General features: G+C 64.0%; 17 protein-coding genes, 1 pseudogene and 1 riboswitch. Of the genes and pseudogenes, 4 read left to right on the top strand and 14 right to left on the bottom strand.

Annotation, left to right across the window (positions count from 1 at the left end):
- Positions 1-29 precede the first annotated feature (29 nt).
- The 7 genes and pseudogenes from P3T21_RS12270 to P3T21_RS12240 form a co-directional block, all read right to left on the bottom strand.
- Positions 30-1,367: an ABC transporter substrate-binding protein gene (locus tag P3T21_RS12270; protein ID WP_429256192.1), complete on the bottom strand. Its 1,338-nt coding sequence runs from the start codon at positions 1,365-1,367 to the stop codon at positions 30-32.
- A gap of 73 nt (positions 1,368-1,440) precedes the next feature.
- Positions 1,441-2,511 carry an ABC transporter ATP-binding protein gene (locus P3T21_RS12265; protein WP_429256191.1) on the bottom strand — a complete coding sequence of 357 codons (1,071 nt, stop codon included), beginning with the start codon at positions 2,509-2,511 and terminating at the stop codon, positions 1,441-1,443.
- Position 2,512: 1 nt separating this feature from the next.
- Positions 2,513-3,799, bottom strand: coding sequence for an amidohydrolase family protein (locus P3T21_RS12260; RefSeq protein WP_429256190.1), 1,287 nt, complete (start codon positions 3,797-3,799; stop codon positions 2,513-2,515).
- 13 nt (positions 3,800-3,812) lie between these two features.
- Positions 3,813-5,429 (bottom strand): gamma-glutamyltransferase, encoded by a 1,617-nt coding sequence (gene ggt / locus P3T21_RS12255; RefSeq protein WP_429256189.1) that lies wholly within the window; start codon positions 5,427-5,429, stop codon positions 3,813-3,815.
- Positions 5,430-5,533: 104 nt separating this feature from the next.
- On the bottom strand, positions 5,534-5,698 hold the full coding sequence (locus P3T21_RS12250; protein ID WP_429256188.1) for a hypothetical protein: 165 nt from the start codon (positions 5,696-5,698) through the stop codon (positions 5,534-5,536).
- Between the two features lie 189 nt (positions 5,699-5,887).
- Positions 5,888-5,983 (bottom strand): annotated as a pseudogene (locus P3T21_RS12245) (AsnC family transcriptional regulator); the annotation flags it as partial.
- A 77-nt stretch (positions 5,984-6,060) separates the two neighbouring features.
- Positions 6,061-6,639 carry a histidine phosphatase family protein gene (locus tag P3T21_RS12240; protein WP_429256187.1) on the bottom strand — a complete coding sequence of 193 codons (579 nt, stop codon included), beginning with the start codon at positions 6,637-6,639 and terminating at the stop codon, positions 6,061-6,063.
- Positions 6,640-6,670: 31 nt separating this feature from the next.
- Positions 6,671-6,813: riboswitch (cobalamin riboswitch) on the top strand.
- 41 nt (positions 6,814-6,854) lie between these two features.
- On the opposite strand from P3T21_RS12240, the gene P3T21_RS12235 reads away from it, so the two are divergent.
- Positions 6,855-7,064, top strand: coding sequence for a CbtB domain-containing protein (locus P3T21_RS12235; protein WP_429256186.1), 210 nt, complete (start codon positions 6,855-6,857; stop codon positions 7,062-7,064).
- Between the two features lie 11 nt (positions 7,065-7,075).
- A complete protein-coding gene (locus P3T21_RS12230; RefSeq protein ID WP_429256185.1) occupies positions 7,076-7,822 on the top strand; it encodes a CbtA family protein in 747 nt (248 codons plus the stop codon).
- 129 nt (positions 7,823-7,951) lie between these two features.
- Here the strand turns inward: P3T21_RS12230 and P3T21_RS12225 are convergent, their stop codons facing one another.
- The 4 genes from P3T21_RS12225 to P3T21_RS12210 form a co-directional block, all read right to left on the bottom strand.
- Complete coding sequence (locus tag P3T21_RS12225; RefSeq protein ID WP_429256325.1) at positions 7,952-8,089, bottom strand: hypothetical protein; 138 nt, start codon at positions 8,087-8,089, stop codon at positions 7,952-7,954.
- Between the two features lie 118 nt (positions 8,090-8,207).
- The gene (locus P3T21_RS12220; RefSeq protein WP_429256184.1) at positions 8,208-9,443 is read right to left on the bottom strand and encodes a PepSY-associated TM helix domain-containing protein; all 1,236 of its coding nucleotides are present in this window, start codon (positions 9,441-9,443) and stop codon (positions 8,208-8,210) included.
- Positions 9,444-9,715: 272 nt separating this feature from the next.
- Positions 9,716-10,498, bottom strand: a complete 783-nt coding sequence (locus P3T21_RS12215; protein ID WP_429256183.1) for an IclR family transcriptional regulator — start codon at positions 10,496-10,498, stop codon at positions 9,716-9,718.
- A gap of 24 nt (positions 10,499-10,522) precedes the next feature.
- On the bottom strand, positions 10,523-11,341 hold the full coding sequence (locus P3T21_RS12210) for an IclR family transcriptional regulator (RefSeq protein WP_429256182.1): 819 nt from the start codon (positions 11,339-11,341) through the stop codon (positions 10,523-10,525).
- Between the two features lie 161 nt (positions 11,342-11,502).
- Here P3T21_RS12210 and P3T21_RS12205 point away from each other — a divergent pair, with 161 nt between their 5' ends.
- Positions 11,503-12,045: a CoA-binding protein gene (locus tag P3T21_RS12205; RefSeq protein ID WP_429256181.1), complete on the top strand. Its 543-nt coding sequence runs from the start codon at positions 11,503-11,505 to the stop codon at positions 12,043-12,045.
- On the opposite strand, the gene P3T21_RS12200 is transcribed toward P3T21_RS12205, so the two are convergent.
- Positions 11,997-13,298, bottom strand: coding sequence for a DUF1254 domain-containing protein (locus tag P3T21_RS12200; protein WP_429256180.1), 1,302 nt, complete (start codon positions 13,296-13,298; stop codon positions 11,997-11,999). The genes P3T21_RS12205 and P3T21_RS12200 overlap by 49 nt on opposite strands.
- A 369-nt stretch (positions 13,299-13,667) precedes the next feature.
- Here P3T21_RS12200 and P3T21_RS12195 point away from each other — a divergent pair, with 369 nt between their 5' ends.
- Positions 13,668-14,900 carry a DUF1254 domain-containing protein gene (locus tag P3T21_RS12195; protein ID WP_429256179.1) on the top strand — a complete coding sequence of 411 codons (1,233 nt, stop codon included), beginning with the start codon at positions 13,668-13,670 and terminating at the stop codon, positions 14,898-14,900.
- 268 nt (positions 14,901-15,168) lie between these two features.
- On the opposite strand, the gene P3T21_RS12190 is transcribed toward P3T21_RS12195, so the two are convergent.
- Together P3T21_RS12190 and P3T21_RS12185 are read right to left on the bottom strand one after the other, a co-directional pair.
- Entirely contained in the window at positions 15,169-15,312 is a 144-nt protein-coding gene (locus P3T21_RS12190; RefSeq protein WP_429256178.1) for a hypothetical protein, read from the bottom strand.
- A gap of 92 nt (positions 15,313-15,404) precedes the next feature.
- A complete protein-coding gene (locus P3T21_RS12185) occupies positions 15,405-16,160 on the bottom strand; it encodes a sulfite exporter TauE/SafE family protein (protein WP_429256177.1) in 756 nt (251 codons plus the stop codon).
- Between the last annotated feature and the right edge of the window lie 37 nt (positions 16,161-16,197).

Below are 16,197 nucleotides of genomic sequence, written 5' to 3'. Positions count from 1 at the left end.
AGGGCGCGCCCTGCTTCATGTACAGACGATCAGGCTGCGATGAACTCGTTCCACTTCTGGACCATGTAGATGTTCTCGTCCATCACAGCGTTCCAGCAGGCGATTGCGCCCATCCGCGCCTGATAGGAACCGCCATCACGCGTGGCACCTGCCTTCTCAAGCGCCTGCCCGTCTGGCGCCTTGATTTCCTGCGTAGCGGGCTTGCCTTCGATCCAGTAGTCCCACTCGTACGCCTGCATTTTCGGCCGTGCTGTTTCAAGTACGGCAGAGTAGTAGCCCTGACGCATCAGATACGCGCCTGCCCAGCCATCGAGGAACCAGTTGATGAACTCATACGCGCCATCGCGCTTGCGGCCCTGCAACGTACGCGGCAAGCCAAAGCCCGACGCCCACGCGCGATAGCCTTCTTTCAGCGGCTGGAACGTGCAGGGCACGCCCATCGTGCGCACCTTCGTCACGGCCGGCGACCACATCGACTGGATCACCACTTCGCCCGACGCCATCAGGTTCACGCTTTCGTTGAAGTCACGCCAGAATGCGCGGAACTGGCCTGCACGCTTAGCTTCGATCAGCGCGGCGATGGTGCCGTCGATCTCCTTCTTTGTCATGTTGCCCTTGTCGCCGTACTTCATCTTGCCGCTGGCTTCGAGTGCCATGGCGGCGTCCATGATGCCGATCGACGGGATGTTGAGCAGCGCCGCCTTGCCCTTGAACTCAGGATTCAGCAGATCGGCCCACGTGCTCACCGGGCGCTTGATCAGGTCCGGACGAATGCCGAGCGTGTCGGCGTTGTACGTCGTCGGGATCAGTGTCATCCATTCGGTGGGCGTGGTGGAAAACTGCGTCGAATGCTCGCCCGTCAGGAACATGACTTTCTTCGGCGCAGTGCCCTGGTCGCCAATCTTCTTGCCGGCGATTTCGCCGCGCGTGAGCACAGGTGTGATCTTGTCCGCATACTTGATCTTCTTCGCGTCGAGACCGACGAGCGTGCCCGACGGAATCAGCTTCTTCAGCGAGAAGTATTCCGTGTCGGCAATATCGAACGAATTCGGCTGCGTGATGATGCGCTTCGTGACGTCGTCGGTCGTGAGCGGAATGTATTGAAGCTCGATGCCCGTGTCTTCCTTGAACTTCTTCGCGATGTCGGCGCTCTGGTTCACGGCCGTGCCGAGATAGCGCAGCGTGATCTTTTCCTGCGCGTGGACGTACGGGAAGCCGGTGATGCCGGCGGCCGCAACCGCACCCTTCAGGAAGGTGCGGCGCGAAAGACCGCCAGGCGCGGCGGCTTCGGGTGCATGCGTTGCTGTCTCAGGGACGGCTGTGGCGGCGGTGTCCACCTGGGCGTCCGTTGTTTTCTTGTCGCTCATGGCAAAGGCTCCTCGTTGCGTTTGTGATGCTTTCAGAGAAAATCGGATCGTTCAAAGCGTGTTTCAATGCGCTTCAGGCAGCAAGCGCATGCGCATGTGCCTCACTCCACCAGACGATGACGCGCGCTCCTACCTTCATCTGGGCGGGGTCGTATTCAGCATCGCCGACGAGCGCGATCAGCTCGCGATCGGTATCGGCGGTGACAAGACTCATGCGGACGTGCGTGCCGTGATACTCGGTTGCCGTCACGCGGCAAGGCACACCGCCAATGCGGCTCAAGCCTTCGCGGCCGTCCTGCACGGGTACGGTGCCGTGCGGTGCGACGCGCAACTGGTCGGCGCGCACGGTGATCATCTGCTGACCCGCCGGAATCACGTTGTGCGCGCCCAGAAAACGCGCGACGAATTCCGTGCGCGGATGGTTGAACACTTCATGCGGCGTGCCCGCCTGCTCGATCTTGCCGCCGTTCATCACGACGACGAGATCGGCCAGCGCGAGCGCTTCCTCCTGCGAGTGCGTGACGTGAACGAATGTGATGCCGAGATCTTTCTGCCAGCGTTTCAGTTCGGCACGCATCTGCACGCGCAGGAATGGATCGAGTGCGGATAGCGGCTCGTCGAGCAGCAGGCAGCGCGGCTGGTTCAGCAACGCACGCGCGAGTGCGACGCGCTGCTGCTGGCCGCCGGAAAGCTGCGCTGGCTTGCGATGCGCGTACTGGCCCATTGAAACGAGTTCGAGCAACGCTTTCGCGCGCTGTTCGCGCTCTTCGCGTCCGACGCCGCGCATGCGCAGGCTGAACGCAACGTTGTCGAGTGCGGACAGATGCGGGAACAGCGCGTAGTGCTGAAACACCATCGCGGTGCCGCGGTCGCTCGGTTCGAGCAGCGTGACGTTGCGATCGCCGATCAGCACGTCGCCGTCGTTGACGGTTTCGTGGCCGGCGATCATGCGCAACGTCGTGGTCTTGCCGCAACCGGATGGCCCAAGCAGACAGCAATAACTGCCACCTTCGATAAAGAGATCGAGCTTGTCGACGGCCACGCTGTCGCCATAGCGTTTCGTCACGTGAACGAGTTCGATCTGCGACTGCGCGTGCGGATTCGAGGAAGACGATGAAGCGGACGATGAGAGCGGGGCGGGCACGTTACACCTCTTCTGTGGAATGAGCGCGATGAATCTCGCAGCAGTGATGCGTGGTCACGGTGATACGGCCGCGCTTGATGACCCAGGTGCGCGGCGGCATGTCGAGCAGGGCGTCGGCGATCCATGGCGTATCGAGCACGACGAGATCGGCGAGCCGTCCAGGCGCGATGCCGTAGTTGCCTTCGATGCCGATTGCGCGGGCTGCATTGACGGTGCCCATCGCGAGAATCTGCGCCTGCTGCGATGGCGTGCCGAATTGCGCAGCGTGCGCGAGCAGGTTGCCGATGGTCAGCACGTCCGCGTTGCCGAACGGTGTGAATGCGTTGCGCACGTTGTTCGACGAATACGCGACGTTCACGCCTCCGTCGACGAGCGCGCGCAATGGCGTGAGCGCGCGGCGCGGGTTTTCTGTGTCGCGGCGGGCGCCGAGGTAAAGATCGGTCGCGGGCAGCGTGACGATATGAATGTGCGCATCGGCGAGCAGTTCGACCAGCGGTGCGAGTTGCGCGGGCGGCAGCGAGCCGAGACTCGTGACGTGTCCAAGCGACACACGGCCCTGATAGCCAGTCTCGATTGTCTTGCGCGCGATGTATTCAGTGGCGAAGAAGCGGGCGTCGGCGGTGTCATCGGCGAAATCGGCGTGCAGGTCGATGTCGACGCTAAAGCGCTGCGCAAGCGCGAATACCGCATCGATATGGGCTTCGGTGTCTTCGCGACTCGCTTCGTTGTAGGGGCAGCCACCGGCGACGTCGGCGCCGAGATTCAACGCTTCTTCCAGCAATTGCAGCGTGCCGGGTGCCTTGATCAGGCCTTCCTGCGGAAACGCGACGATCTGCAGGTCGATCAGATCGCGATATTCGTCGCGCAGTTCGAGCATCGTTTCGACGCCGAGCAGCTGCTGGATCGGATCGACGTCCGGATGCGTGCGCATTGCGATCGTGCCATTGCGCACGGCCATGTCGAGAACACGTCGCGCGCGCGTCAGCATGTCTTCACGGTCGCAACGCGATTTCAGTTCGCCCGTGGTGCGGATCGCTTCTTCCAGTGTGCCGGCAACCGAAGGTCGCGCGCGATGCCACATCGCCTTGTCGAGATGGATATGCGGCTCGATAAAGCCCGGCACGACCGCGCGGCCGGCGGCGTCGATTTCTTCACGAGCCGTGCCGTCCCAACCGGTTGCAAGTGCAACGATGCGGCCAGCGTTGATCATGATGTCAGTGAGCGGCGCGTCGTCGTCGACGCGCGCGTGGCGGATCAGCAGATCGACGTGGCGGGTTGACGGGGTCATGGCGTCGACGTATTCAGTAGCCGAGCGCGACGCCTTCGCCGCGCGGATCGGCACCGCCCTCGAAGAACGGCGACCACGGGCCGCGCAGACGGATCGCCTGCGCCGTGCCAAATAGCGGATGCAGCGCGGCAGCCGCTTCGACCGGATGACCGAGCGCCCGCAGCGCATCGAAGGTCGCGGCGGGCGCGCTGTCTTCGAGCAGCAGACGGTTCGATGCGTCGCCCCACGCACGGCCGCACAGCACGCGCGGCGCTTCAATTGCGCGCTGCACGTCCCAGCCGAAATCGGCGACGCGCGTAGCGATCGACGTCTGCGTTTGCGGCTGTCCTTCGCCACCCTGCGTGCCGTAGACGAGATACGGCAGGCCGTCCTTAAGCAGCATCGCGGACATCAATGTCGATGCGGTGCGTTTGCCAGGCGCGAGCGCATTCGGATGCCGCGGATCGAGCGAGAAGAACGACCCACGGTTTTGCAACAGCACGCCGGTCGCCGGATCGAGCAGCGCCGCACCAAAATCGAAGTACAGGCTTTGCACAAGGCCAACAGCATTGCCTTCGCTGTCGGCTACGCAGATGAACGTCGTATCGCTGCCTTGCGCGACGGCGGCGTGCTGGCGCGTCGCGTCGGCTAGCCACGCATCGCGTTCGCGTGCAGCGAGTGACGCAGCAAGCAGTTCATCAATGGGCACCTTCACAATCAAGGGATCGGTCAGATGCCGGTCGCGATAACCAAATGCCCATTTGATCGCCTGAATCTTCGCGTGAAAATAATCGGCGCCAAGAGGCGCCCGCGGATCGATCTGCACGCCATCCAGAAAGTTGAGGATCATCGCGCCTGCCACGCCTTGCGACGGCGGGGGCATCTGACACACCTCATAGCCGCGATATTGCGTGCGCAGCGGCTTCACCCATTGCGCGCGATTTGAGGCGAAATCCATGGCATCGAGCAGACCGCCTTGCGCATCCACATATGCAGCGGCTGAATCGCCGATGTCGCGATAGAACGCCGACAGGCCATGACGCACGAGGTGTCCGAACGTTCCGGCGAGCGCGGGTTGCCTGAGACGCGCGCCTTCCTTCAGCACGTGACCGTGCTCATCGAAATACGTCGCACGGCAGCCCGCATCGGCGCGCAGTACTTCGGCGTCGTCCGCAAACCAGCGCGCAAGATCGCGTCCGACCGCGACGCCCTCGCGCGCGTAGTCAATCGCGGGAGCGAGCACGCGCTCAAGCGGCAATTTGCCGAAGCGCTCACGCGCCAGCATCCAGCTTCCGACCGCGCCAGGAACCGTCAACGCAGCCAGCGCGCCACGTGTCGGTAGCGCTGTGTGACCTGAAAAGCGCTCAAGCGTCGCGCGTCGCGCGCTCTGCCCGCTACCGTCGATGCCGATCGGCGCCTCACCGGCAGGCGCGATCATCCAGAACGCGTCGCCGCCGATGCCCGTCATATGCGGCTGCACGACGCTGAGCATCGCGGCGGCAGTGAGTGCGGCGTCGACTGCGCTGCCGCCTGCGCGCAGCACGGCGAGCGCTTCCTGCGTCGCAAGCGGATGCGCGGTGGCGACCATGCCGCGTTCGGCGCGGCTGACGGGGCGCGTCGTACGCGCGGGCGTTTCGTTCGGGTTGTGCATCATGCGAGCCTAAAGGCCGGCCTCTGCGCCAGAAATCGGGCGCGCCTCAAATGCGCCTGAGGAATTCCTCAGGTCGCGACAACCTCGGTGATGCATCAGGCGGCTCAAGGAAACGCCGCGGCAGCGGCGCTTTCGACGCTGTCGGCGGAGGTCGGGAACACGGCGGCGTCCTGTTCCAGCAGCCCATGTCGCTGCGCGTACAGTACGGGCGCAGGGGTCCAGCGAATGTGATCGAGGATTGCCTTATAGGGCGCTTCGTCGCGCAGCATGGGAGAGATCCGCTCGTCGGGCGTCCGTGAGGGACGCGATGCGAGCGGCTATGCAAGCTCCATGCCGATGAGCGTCGGGGCTTGCCTGTGGGGGTGCCGGTGACAATTGCTGGCCGTTGCCTTGACGGGCGGTGCACCACGTTGCGGCAACGCGCGCCAGGGCGGTGCGAAGGTCAAGCTATCGCCACCTTACCCAATCTGCACCGAAGGCACGCTCTTCATGCAGCGCACCGCGAACATCGAGCGGCTGTGGCGGGTCCCGGCAATCCGGTACAGCTTCTCGCGTCGGACGTAGCGCCCAGCGGGTACGAAGGCATGTTCTCTCTTCTGCAGTTCCGCTTCCCACTCCCTCCCCTCAGATTTCAGGCGTGGCCCGGCCACCAGACCCAGCTTCTGTCCCGCGAACGCCGCAATTCGACAATCGACAGCGGGGCAATCTCGATCCGCCTGAACGCTGAGGCCGGTGCGCCCAGCGCGTAAATGATCGCCGCGCGGATCACCACCGCATGCGTGATCGCGACTAAAGCGTCGCCGTCGTGTGCAGGCTGAAGCGCGTCGAGCCACGCGCCGACGCGGGCGAGGACCATGCCGAAGGACTCGCCGCCAGGCGGCGCGGCGTCGGGCGAACGCGTCCATGCGGCGAGCGCATCCGGTTCTTCGGCGGCGAGATCGCTGAGCCTTCGGCCGCGCCACTCGCCACAATCGACATCGGCCAGCGCGGGCGCGGCTTCCGTCTTCAACCCAAGCGCTTCAGCCATTTCGCGGACGCAGGTCGCGTCGCTGCGAAAGACGCGCGCGGCTTGAGCGACGATCTGCGCCCGCTCGCGCCACGCCTCGATCTCGGCCAGGCCGCGCGCATCGAGCGGATCGTCGGCCGGGAAAGCGCCCACGCGCATCGCCCGCGTCGCCGCGTGGCTGACCAGCAGCAACCGTGTCTGCATCTCGTGTCCCTTTGTCGGAGGCGTAGCGTTCATCACGCTGGCGCGGCGAAGTTTAGCGCGTAGAATAGCGTCACCGAAGCGCGGAAGCCGGTGTAAGCCCGGCGCGGTCGCGCCACTGTAATCGGCTCAGCATAGAGCCGAAAGCCAGACCTGAGCTTCGAGTCATCCCTTTTCTAGTCGACTGTCGGGGCGCGTAACCCCTGGAGAGATTCATCATGACTGACACCGTTTTCACGCCGGCCGCTCAACCTGCACTGATCCCCCTGCGCGAACTGCTGCCGTGGGTCATCTTCGGTGGCCTGCTGCTTTTGCTTGCGCTGTATTTTGTCGGCGCTGAACAAGGGGCGACGTCGCTCGTCCCTGGCATGATGGTTCACGAATTCGTCCACGACGGCCGCCATCTGCTCGGCTTCCCCTGCCACTAACGGGGGCACACATGGTAGGCAAACTGTTGGTACGCGGCATGCTTGCAGGCATCGCCGCGGGACTCCTCACGTTCGCATTCGCCCGCTTCGCCGGCGAACCCGCGGTCGAGCAGGCAATTACATTCGAAGAGAAAGCCGCAGCGGCGCGTGGCGAAGCGCCGGAGCCTGAACTTGTCAGTCGCGAAACGCAGGCGGGTCTCGGCCTGTTGACTGGCGTGGTCGTGTACGGCGCGGCATTCGGCGGACTCTTCGCGTTGACCTTCGCGTATGCGTATGGCCGCGTCGGCAAGCTGGGCGCGCGGGCGCTGTCCGCGATGCTCGCAGCGGCGGCGTTTATCGCGCTCGTAATCGTGCCGAATCTCAAGTATCCGGCTAATCCGCCTTCCATCGGCGACCCCGAAACGATCGGCTCGCGCACCGGGCTCTTCTTCCTGATGATCGCGATATCGCTGGTTGCGCTGGTGTTTTCGCTGAAGGTGCGGCGACGCGCGGTTGCGCGCTTCGGTCAGTGGAACGCGGCGATCATCGGCGGTGGGGTGTACGTCGCGATCATCGCGGCCGTGCAGATCGCGATGCCGGTGATCAACGAGGTGCCGCAGACCTTCCCGGCCACGCTGCTGTGGCATTTCCGCATTGCGGCGATCGGCATGCAGCTGATCATCTGGACGACGATCGGGCTGCTGTTCGGCTGGCTCGTCGAACGCAGCGAACGCGCGCAACTTCGCGCGGGCGAAGCCAGGACATCCGCGTTGCCTTGATGTCGCTTTGATGTCGCTTTGATGTCGTTTGATACGGGCCCAGGCGGTTCAGCCGGAAGGCAACGCCTGAGCCTGCAACTGTCTGCGTTTCTCCCCCGTCTTCTTCTGGCGTATCCCGCCGCTCGCCGCTCAACCGCGCGCAAGCCGCGCCGACACTTCCAATAACGCGGCGGCTGGCGGCAGACGCAGACGTTCCGCAAGGAGCTCGAGTCCGATGATCGCGACGAGCGAGAGCAATACCAGTTTGAATGCTGCAACAGAAGACACGAGATGACCTGGATGTCGACGATAGCTACGTCATGTGGAAGGGCGGCACGGCGTGCCCGCGTATCAAGCCACAGAGCTTCGCAGCCGTCCGCGCGACAGCGTGTGTCGTGCTGCGTGGTCAGGACTGCGCAGCAGACTCCCGCGTGACGCCCGAGCGGGACGCCGCAGCTGCAGCCGCCGCAGAACGGCGGCGCGCACCGAGCTTCTTCAGCCAGATCATCAGCCCGGTTGCGCTCAATATCGCCACCGCGATGCCGGTGAAGCTCATCAGAATTCGTCCACCGATCCCGATGATCCGGCCGGAATGCAGCGGGTATTGCGCCTGCATGAAGATGTCGCCGGCCGAGCCTTTGCCGGGTATCGATCCGCCTGCCAGCTTGCCGGTATTCGCGTTGTAGTACAGCCACGCGTTGCCGAGACCGGCGTCGCCGTGATCGTGGCCCGGCGCGAAGAATCCCACACCGTATGCATTGAACGACGGCACGTAATACAGCGCGCCCGGCGGCGACTTGAGCCCGCGTTCGCGGCCCGCCTGCGCTGCCATCTGCACGATGCGCTCAGCCGTGAGCGATACGTTGCCGGGCTCGCCGCGACGTTTCAGTTCGGGATTGTTGAAAGGCGTCGGCGTGAGCGTCGACACCGTCGAAAGGATCGGGCGCACCACCGGATCGGAGAGATTCATCGAGACCGAAGTCAGCGCGACAATCGCGAGCACGCCCCAGATCCAGACGCCGCCGGAGCGGTGCAGGTCGAACGTCAATGCGTAGCCGCCCCGCCGCACGCGAAACGCAAACGACTTGCGCCACGCCTTCACGCTCGGGAACGACAACACGAGCGCAATCACGCTATCGAACAGCCACACAATGCCGACGATGCCCATCAGCCACGTGCCCGTGTCGAAGCTGCCCATGAACGGCAGATGCAGCGTGTAGTGCAGCTTGTAGATGAACGGAATCAGGTTGAGTCGCGCGACCGAAACGGCGCCCCATTCGCGGCGGCCCTGAATCTCGCCGGTGGCGGGGTTGACAGCAAGCTGGTTGAAGCCGAGCGCGTAAGGCTGGCCGGTCTTCGGATCGGTGCGCGGCAGCACCATCATCTGCAACGTCTGGCCTCGCTCGACGCCGAGCGGCAGATACGTCACGTCGAAGCGCGGATCGGCGGCCTCGATGCGCTTTGCCAGTTCCAGCGAAGGCAGCGCCGGCCCATTCGTGCGCGCGTGGAAGAACGATGGATTCAGCGCCGCGTCGAGTTCGTGATCCCATGCGATCACCGCGCCGGTCAGTCCGGCGACGAACAGGAACAGCGCCGTCGCGACGCCCATCCAGCGATGCAGGCGAACGAGCAGCGGCCTCATGTCGCGCGGGCGCCCGCGCGCGCGGGCCCGGCCGCAATAGATTGCGCAACGAAAAACACGGGAAATCGGCTCTTTGTAAATAAGAATTGTTCGCATCTTAACGGCTGCGGGGCCGGGCCGCAAGTTGTCCGTAAGCCGCCGTTTTAGCGACAAGCCTGACATCGGTTACGCGATGATTTTTCCGGCGATGACGATCGTGAAGATCGTGTTCGTGGATATTGTCGCGGGGCTGTGGTGAGTCGGCGGGTTGTGGCGATAGTCCCGACGTCACGTCATCGCAAACCCGCGGCGGCCTCGATGTTCGAGACCATCATCATGAGACGCGGCGCGACGTCGTCGAGCAGCGCGCGCGCCTGCGGTGTGTGAGCCCGCACGGCGCAGTTGAACACCAGCGTTTCCGAATCGACCGGCGCGCACACCGGTACCGCCACGCCGTACACATTTTTTTGCATGTCGCCGTACGACACGCACACGCCCCGTTCCGCGTAGTCACGCATCGCCTGATCGAGTTGCGAACGATATTGCTGCCACTGGTCAGGTACGCCAACCCTCAGCTGGTTCAGCGCCACTTCGCGTTCTTCGGGCGCCACGGCGGCGAGCCACGCCCGTCCCATCGCCGTGCGCAGAACGGGGCGGATCGCTCCGACGTCGGGCCGCGCGTCGGAGCGTTTGTCGGCTGAACAGCTTTCGATGTAGATCATGTTCGCCTGGTCCCGCATGCCGAGCGACACCGCACCGCGTATCGAGAGGGCGAGTTCGCGCATGAACGGTCTCGCAATCTGGCGGATGCGCATGCCGGAAAGCAGTGGATACCCCATCGACAGCACGCCACCGCCGAGCCGGTATTTGCGCTCCTGCACGTCGTGACGCAGATAGCCGAGCTCCGTCAACGTATAGGCAAGCCGTGAAACGGTGGCTTTGGAAAGGCCGGTGCGCTCGACGAAGTCGCGATTGGCCAGCATCCTTTCGCCGGGCAAAAAGCAACGCAGCATTTCGAGTCCGCGTGCCAGCGTGACGGCGAACTGGCGGTCATCATCGTCAGGCGGCGCGAACATGGCAAGTCCTGTTCGGGATCAGATTCATGGATGTTTCAGGGCCTTCTCTACGGGCGTGGCGTCATGCTGTGCGGCAAGTTCGTGTTCGATCGTCTCCACCATGTGCATCAGCTTCGGTGCGATTTCGTCGATTAATGTGCGCGGGGCGAGTTGAGTCTGCGGCACGCCGCAGTTGAACACGAAGATTTCCGAATCGATCGGTGTGCGCATCGGCACGGCGACCGCGTGAATGTCGCGCTTGATGTCGCCCTCGCTAAGGGCGAAGCCGCGTCTCGCGAACGCGCGCAGCGCCGCGTCCACCGATGCGTGATAAGTCTGCCATTGCAAAGGGTCTCTCGTGCGCACCTGTTCGAGCACGGCGCTGCGCTGTGCGGGCGCCGCACGTCCAAGCCAGGCGCGCCCCATCGCCGACGCCAGAACCGGCAGCGAAGCACCCGTATCCGGGCGAAACGCCGGCGAGTCATGTCCCCTTGAAGTCTCGACGTACACGACCTGCGTGCGGTCGCGCATTCCGAGTGACACCGAGCCGCGCGCTGTATCCGCGAGTTCTTTCATCAGCGGCCGCGCCAGTTCCCTGATTCGCAGGCCCTGCAGGAACGGATAGCCCACCGAGACCGCCGCCGACCCCAACCGGTATTTGCGCACGCTGTTGTCGTAGCGCAGAAAGCCGATCATGGCCAGCGTGTACGTGAGACGGGAGACGGTGGCTTTCGAGAGACCAGTACGCTCGGCGAACTCCTTGTTGCCAAGAATCGATTCGCCCACCTTGAAGCAGTTCAGCAACTCGAGACCATGAGCAAGCGTTGTCGCGAACTGCGGGTTACGGGTTGGATTCCCAGTCATGGATGTGATCACGAAAACGCGCGCGTTTTGCGCTTCGCCTATTCAATCACAGCGGCGCGCGCGGCGCATCGGTGTTTAACATGGCGAAACCCTAATATCAGCATCTTGTCAGGTTGTTAGGCTTGAACCACACCTGCTGTTCTAGTCCTGGAGTGGTATCAATGCCTTTGTCTTCACATGAATACGCCGCGCTTGGCGCCCTGTTCAACCCCGCTTCGATCGCCGTGGTGGGTGCGTCGTCGAACCCCGGCAAGATCGGCGGCCTGCCCGTCGAGTATCTGTTGAACCAGCGCCATCCCGGCGCGATCTATCCCGTCAATCCGAACCAGGAGACGATCCAGGGGCTGCGAGCATGGCCCACATTGCGTGATGTCGGCGCACCGATCGATATGGCGATCTGTGCTGTGCCTGCGTCCGGCGTGATGTCCGCGGTCGAGGATGCCGCCGCCGCTGGCGTGCGCTCCATCGTGATGTTTTCATCCGGCTTCGCTGAAACGGGCGAAGCCGGCCGACGTGCCCAGGAGAGCCTGCGCGCGCTCGTCAAGGAGCGTTCGATCCGTCTGCGCGCTCCGCGCCAGCGAAGCCGTCTGAAACGTCGTTCGAACGCAGTAGCGGAACGTGGCCTGTCTGTGCGGATCAGACAGGCCGTCGTTCGTTATCCGGCGGCGGTTTCGTCGACGCGCCGGACAGCCGGAATGATGTAGTCTCGCGACAGAATCTCCCTGCGCGGATGGTATAGACGCAGGATCAGATAGAAACGGCCACACGGAGCGGGCAGCCAGTTCGAGACACCCTGCTGCGGTGCCTTGTGCTGAATGAAGATGTCGAGCGAGCCGTCCTGTCCGTACCGCAGATCCCGCGAACGGTCGCCGATCGCGTAGCGCCGGATTGGGTTGTCCGCGAAATAGAAGTCACTGCCGTAGATCGACACGGACCAGAAAGCATCGACGGGCGGCAGGTGTCCGGCCGGAAAATGCAGCACGTATTGACGCGCGCCGTCGAGTTGCTCGCCACTGGCATCGAAGTCGCCGAGCGCGTAGAGCGCTTCGTCGCTTGCAAGCGCGCCGAGGCCTTTCATCGCCGTGCAGGCTCGCGCGAGGTAGTCGGTGCCGAGACGGCCGCCCGCGTAGTTGATCGACCACGGCAGCGCGCGACGGCTGCGGGTATGGCCTTCGATGAGTTGCATTCCTGCTTCGGCCGCCCGGTTTAAGCCTGCCAGTCGCGCTTCGCTGGCGGACTCCACATCGAAGCGCCGGCCGCGTGCGAGTCCGATGCGCGCGAACTGTGCGACGAGACCTGCATCGACCACGGGCGGCGGATTGTCCGTCATCGCTCTCGCCAGATTTTCGAAGAACCCGATGCCGTTGTGCGGCGATGCCTGGTAGTCGGCCACCGCCTTCGGTAACCGGCTTTTTCCGGTGGCCTGTAGCGTGAACTGGGACTGAAAGGCGCACGCTTCCGCCATGTCGTTGGCGCCGTCGATCAGTACGCGTCCGAGCATCCAGACCAGGTTTGTCGGGCAACGGATTTCTACCGTGCCATCGGGCAACGATCCCGACCAGTCAGGTCCGACAATCGCGAAGCGCGCTGCCGACGGACCCACGACGCGCGGACCGAGATTATGAAAATTGTCGCTATACGCGTCGACGAATTCCATCACGAAGTAGCGTCCGGTCGGCGCAGGTGTCGACAGCACAACCGGTCCATCGGCGAGATTCAGCCACGCCATCGAGTACAGCAGATCGTTGGCCGGCGTGACGACGTCGCGGTCCTCATGCGTCCATGGGCGCGGACAGTGCGAGAACTGATTGATCGGTGCGCGACCGCGATCCGTCGGCGCATCGACCGCGGTCATCAGGGCACACGTCCGTACGATCTCGACGAGCGGATAGCCGTAGACGAACGCCTGAAGGCCAACGACGTAGGCCCACTCTTCCTGTGCATTGCCACTGATCATGCTGGGACTCCTCCTGTTTGACTACCTGCGTGCGCGGGCCGTTGCCGGCGCACGCCACAGTCGCCGGTCAAGCCGGAACAGTCACCGCACGCCGCATCAGTCCGCGGAATTTTGTCCGCAAAGTATAGGCAGGCGACCCCGTTCAAGTGTTTAACATGGCGAAACCCTAATTCCGTTATCGGGTGGCGCGGGTAGGCTTGACTCCGTTCCACGTATCCCCTTTTAACGGAGCGGTTCTCATGTCTTTATCAGCAGGCGGTTACGCCGCCGCGCGCGTTCTCCCGGCCGCGACGGATGCAACCGAAGCCCTCGCCACACTCGCGCGCGATGCCGTGCTCTACACGCTGCCGTTGTTCGAAATGGCACGTAATGTGCCCGCGTCGCGACGACGACGGTCGATTCGCGGGCGACAGCCCCGATTCAACGGTGTGCTGGATCAACCGGCTCATGCGCGACCGTCAGTTGCTCGGTCCGCAGCACCGCAAGGTTGTGACGCCCAACAACGACACGCTGTATATCAGCGCGTGGCTCGACGTCGGCGAAGAACCGCTTGTGCTGACCGTTCCCGATACCGCGAATCGATACTACGTGCTGGGCCTGCTGGACTTCTATACGAATCCGTTCGACTCCATCGGCACACGCACCACCGGCAACGGCGCCCGCAAGTTCCTGCTGCATCATCGCGATACGCCGCCGCCTGCCGATGCCGATCTGACGGATTGCACGCCGATCGCCTGTCCCACGCGTGACGTCTGGTTGATTGGACGTGTGCTGGTCGACGGTCCGCAGGATTTGCCGGCCGTCCACGCGTTGCAGGATCGTTTCCTTCTGACGACCCTGAACGGTGGTCCTGCGCAGCGCCGTTTCGACGTTGCGATGGAACGACGCGAAACGGCGGGCGATGGGCGCCGTTATGCCGAAGTCGTCAATGCAGCGCTCGCACGCAATCCGCCTCCCACGGCAGAACGGACGGGTCTCGCCCGGTTCGCCGCTGTCGGCATCGGCGCCGGTATCGATGCGTCGACACTCGATGCGGGGCCGCTCGCCGCGCTCGTTGCAGCGATCGAACAGGTGCTCGCCGAACTGGACGTGCCGCATCCGTCGGCACTCGGCGGCGGCTGGTTCCTGCCGGTCGGAGTGCGCGATTCGTTTGGCGACGATTACTTCACGCGCGCTCACGTCGGCTGGAATTACATCGGCGCGCTGGGCATCGAGGAGGCGATGTACATCTCCGCCGACTGCGACAGCGAAGGGCGACCGCTCGACGGACGCCATGCCTATGAACTGACGTTCCCGCCAGGTGACCTGCCAGAGGCCCACGCGTTCTGGTCGATCACGATGTACGACAAGGCGTCCTGCATGCTGGTGGAGAACGTCATCGACCGTTACTCGGTCGGCGATCGTTCGTCCCACCTTCGCTACGACGAAGAGGGCCTCACGCTGCGCTTTTCGGCGTCCCAGCCGCACGACGCAACGATGCAGCGCAACTGGCTTCCGGCGCCGGCGGGACCGTTCTACGTGACCCTGCGCGTGTATATACCGGGCGCGGCGCATCTCGAACACCGCTTCCCGTATCCACCCATCCGGCGCGTCGAGTCGTGAGCATGCGGCGTGCGCACTGACCGGAACACGCTGGCGCGGGCGTCGCCGCGTTCGGGTTGATCAATCCCGGGAAATCGCTGCGCCGGCTGCACCGATCTGCAGCGCTGCGCGAGGAGCGGGATTCAGGCGATGTCGGCCTCCCCGCGGGCGTGCGGGACGAACCGGCAGGAGTGGGTTGACCGATCGCCCGGCGGGGCGTCGCCGATCCGGGTTTTGCTCGCCGGGCCGTTGCGGGCATCGCAACCTTCAGGCGGCTACCCGAAGCGTCTCATCGACGATGCCCAGGCGCGGCGGGTGGCAGCGTTTCATGTTCGACGCTGCGTTCGCGGCTCGCGCGAATCATGGCGATTTTCGCGGCAATGCTGGCGAGCACGGCAAGCGCACCGATCGTATCCAGTAAGGCTGAAATCATCGTACGTCTCCTGGTTCAGGTTTGCTGATTGCAGGAGCGGTGCGTGAACGGGCTTCCTGACAACCATAGAACGTGCGGACGCGTCGTTTATTTCATCGCGGGTAGTACGCGCGAACGAAAAACGCCAGCGTGATGCAGGCAGTCAGCAGCAACGTGCCGGAACGGATCACGGCGGGCGGCGCGCGGCGGCCGATCTGCGCGCCGCCGTACCCGCCCGCAATCGCCGCAACCAGCATGACGAGCGTTTCCGGCCAGTGAACCGCGTGAGCGACGACGAAGGTGAGCACAGCCATCGCGTTCGCCGCACTGACGAGGAGCGTCCGGGGCGCGTTCAGTCGCTTGAGGTCACCGCTGTCGAGCAGCCCCCAGACGGCGATCATCATGATGCCGACGGCGCCGCCGAAATAGCCGCCATAGACGCCCAGCGTGAACTGAACCGCCAGCACGGCAGAGGGCCAGATGCGCCAGCGACGGCGCAGCCGCTCGCCGATCCGGCGTCCGAACGCCAGCGCAAGGCTCGCAATCAGAAGCAGCCAGGGCAGCACGAAGTTGAACGCCGCAGGGGACGTCCACAGAAGCAGAAGCGCGCCGGTGACGCCGCCTGCGATCGTCACTGCGACCAGCGGGCGCAGTGATACGGCGCCGACAGGGCCGAGCCCATCGCGATACGCCCACGCGCTGGTGATGCCGCCCGGAAACAGCGCGACCGTGCTCGAAGCGTTCGCCTGAACCGGTGGCACGCCCGCAAGAATCAGCGCCGGCAAACTGACGAACGAGCCGCCGCCAGCGAGCGCATTCATCGCGCCCGCCAGCAGACCCGCACCTGACAGTAACAAAAACTGGTTCATTCGAAGGATCGTAGCGACAGCCTTGTGCGTCCGCAAT

This window comes from Paraburkholderia sp. GAS334 (assembly GCF_050436625.1).
GTDB lineage: Bacteria > Pseudomonadota > Gammaproteobacteria > Burkholderiales > Burkholderiaceae > Paraburkholderia.
This window is presented reverse-complemented; position numbering and strand designations above follow the sequence as displayed.

Bases quoted from the DNA above. Each gene is read 5' to 3' on its own strand.
- P3T21_RS12270 (WP_429256192.1), bottom strand. From the start codon at position 1,367: ATGAGCGACAAGAAAACAACGGACGCCCAGGTGGACACCGCCGCCACA.
- P3T21_RS12260 (WP_429256190.1), bottom strand. From the start codon at position 3,799: ATGACCCCGTCAACCCGCCACGTCGATCTGCTGATCCGCCACGCGCGC.
- ggt (WP_429256189.1), bottom strand. From the start codon at position 5,429: ATGCACAACCCGAACGAAACGCCCGCGCGTACGACGCGCCCCGTCAGC.
- P3T21_RS12250 (WP_429256188.1), bottom strand. From the start codon at position 5,698: ATGCTGCGCGACGAAGCGCCCTATAAGGCAATCCTCGATCACATTCGC.
- P3T21_RS12240 (WP_429256187.1), bottom strand. From the start codon at position 6,639: ATGCAGACACGGTTGCTGCTGGTCAGCCACGCGGCGACGCGGGCGATG.
- P3T21_RS12235 (WP_429256186.1), top strand. From the start codon at position 6,855: ATGACTGACACCGTTTTCACGCCGGCCGCTCAACCTGCACTGATCCCC.
- P3T21_RS12230 (WP_429256185.1), top strand. From the start codon at position 7,076: ATGGTAGGCAAACTGTTGGTACGCGGCATGCTTGCAGGCATCGCCGCG.
- P3T21_RS12220 (WP_429256184.1), bottom strand. From the start codon at position 9,443: ATGAGGCCGCTGCTCGTTCGCCTGCATCGCTGGATGGGCGTCGCGACG.
- P3T21_RS12215 (WP_429256183.1), bottom strand. From the start codon at position 10,498: ATGTTCGCGCCGCCTGACGATGATGACCGCCAGTTCGCCGTCACGCTG.
- P3T21_RS12210 (WP_429256182.1), bottom strand. From the start codon at position 11,341: ATGACTGGGAATCCAACCCGTAACCCGCAGTTCGCGACAACGCTTGCT.
- P3T21_RS12205 (WP_429256181.1), top strand. From the start codon at position 11,503: ATGCCTTTGTCTTCACATGAATACGCCGCGCTTGGCGCCCTGTTCAAC.
- P3T21_RS12200 (WP_429256180.1), bottom strand. From the start codon at position 13,298: ATGATCAGTGGCAATGCACAGGAAGAGTGGGCCTACGTCGTTGGCCTT.
- P3T21_RS12195 (WP_429256179.1), top strand. From the start codon at position 13,668: ATGTGCCCGCGTCGCGACGACGACGGTCGATTCGCGGGCGACAGCCCC.
- P3T21_RS12190 (WP_429256178.1), bottom strand. From the start codon at position 15,312: ATGATTTCAGCCTTACTGGATACGATCGGTGCGCTTGCCGTGCTCGCC.
- P3T21_RS12185 (WP_429256177.1), bottom strand. From the start codon at position 16,160: ATGAACCAGTTTTTGTTACTGTCAGGTGCGGGTCTGCTGGCGGGCGCG.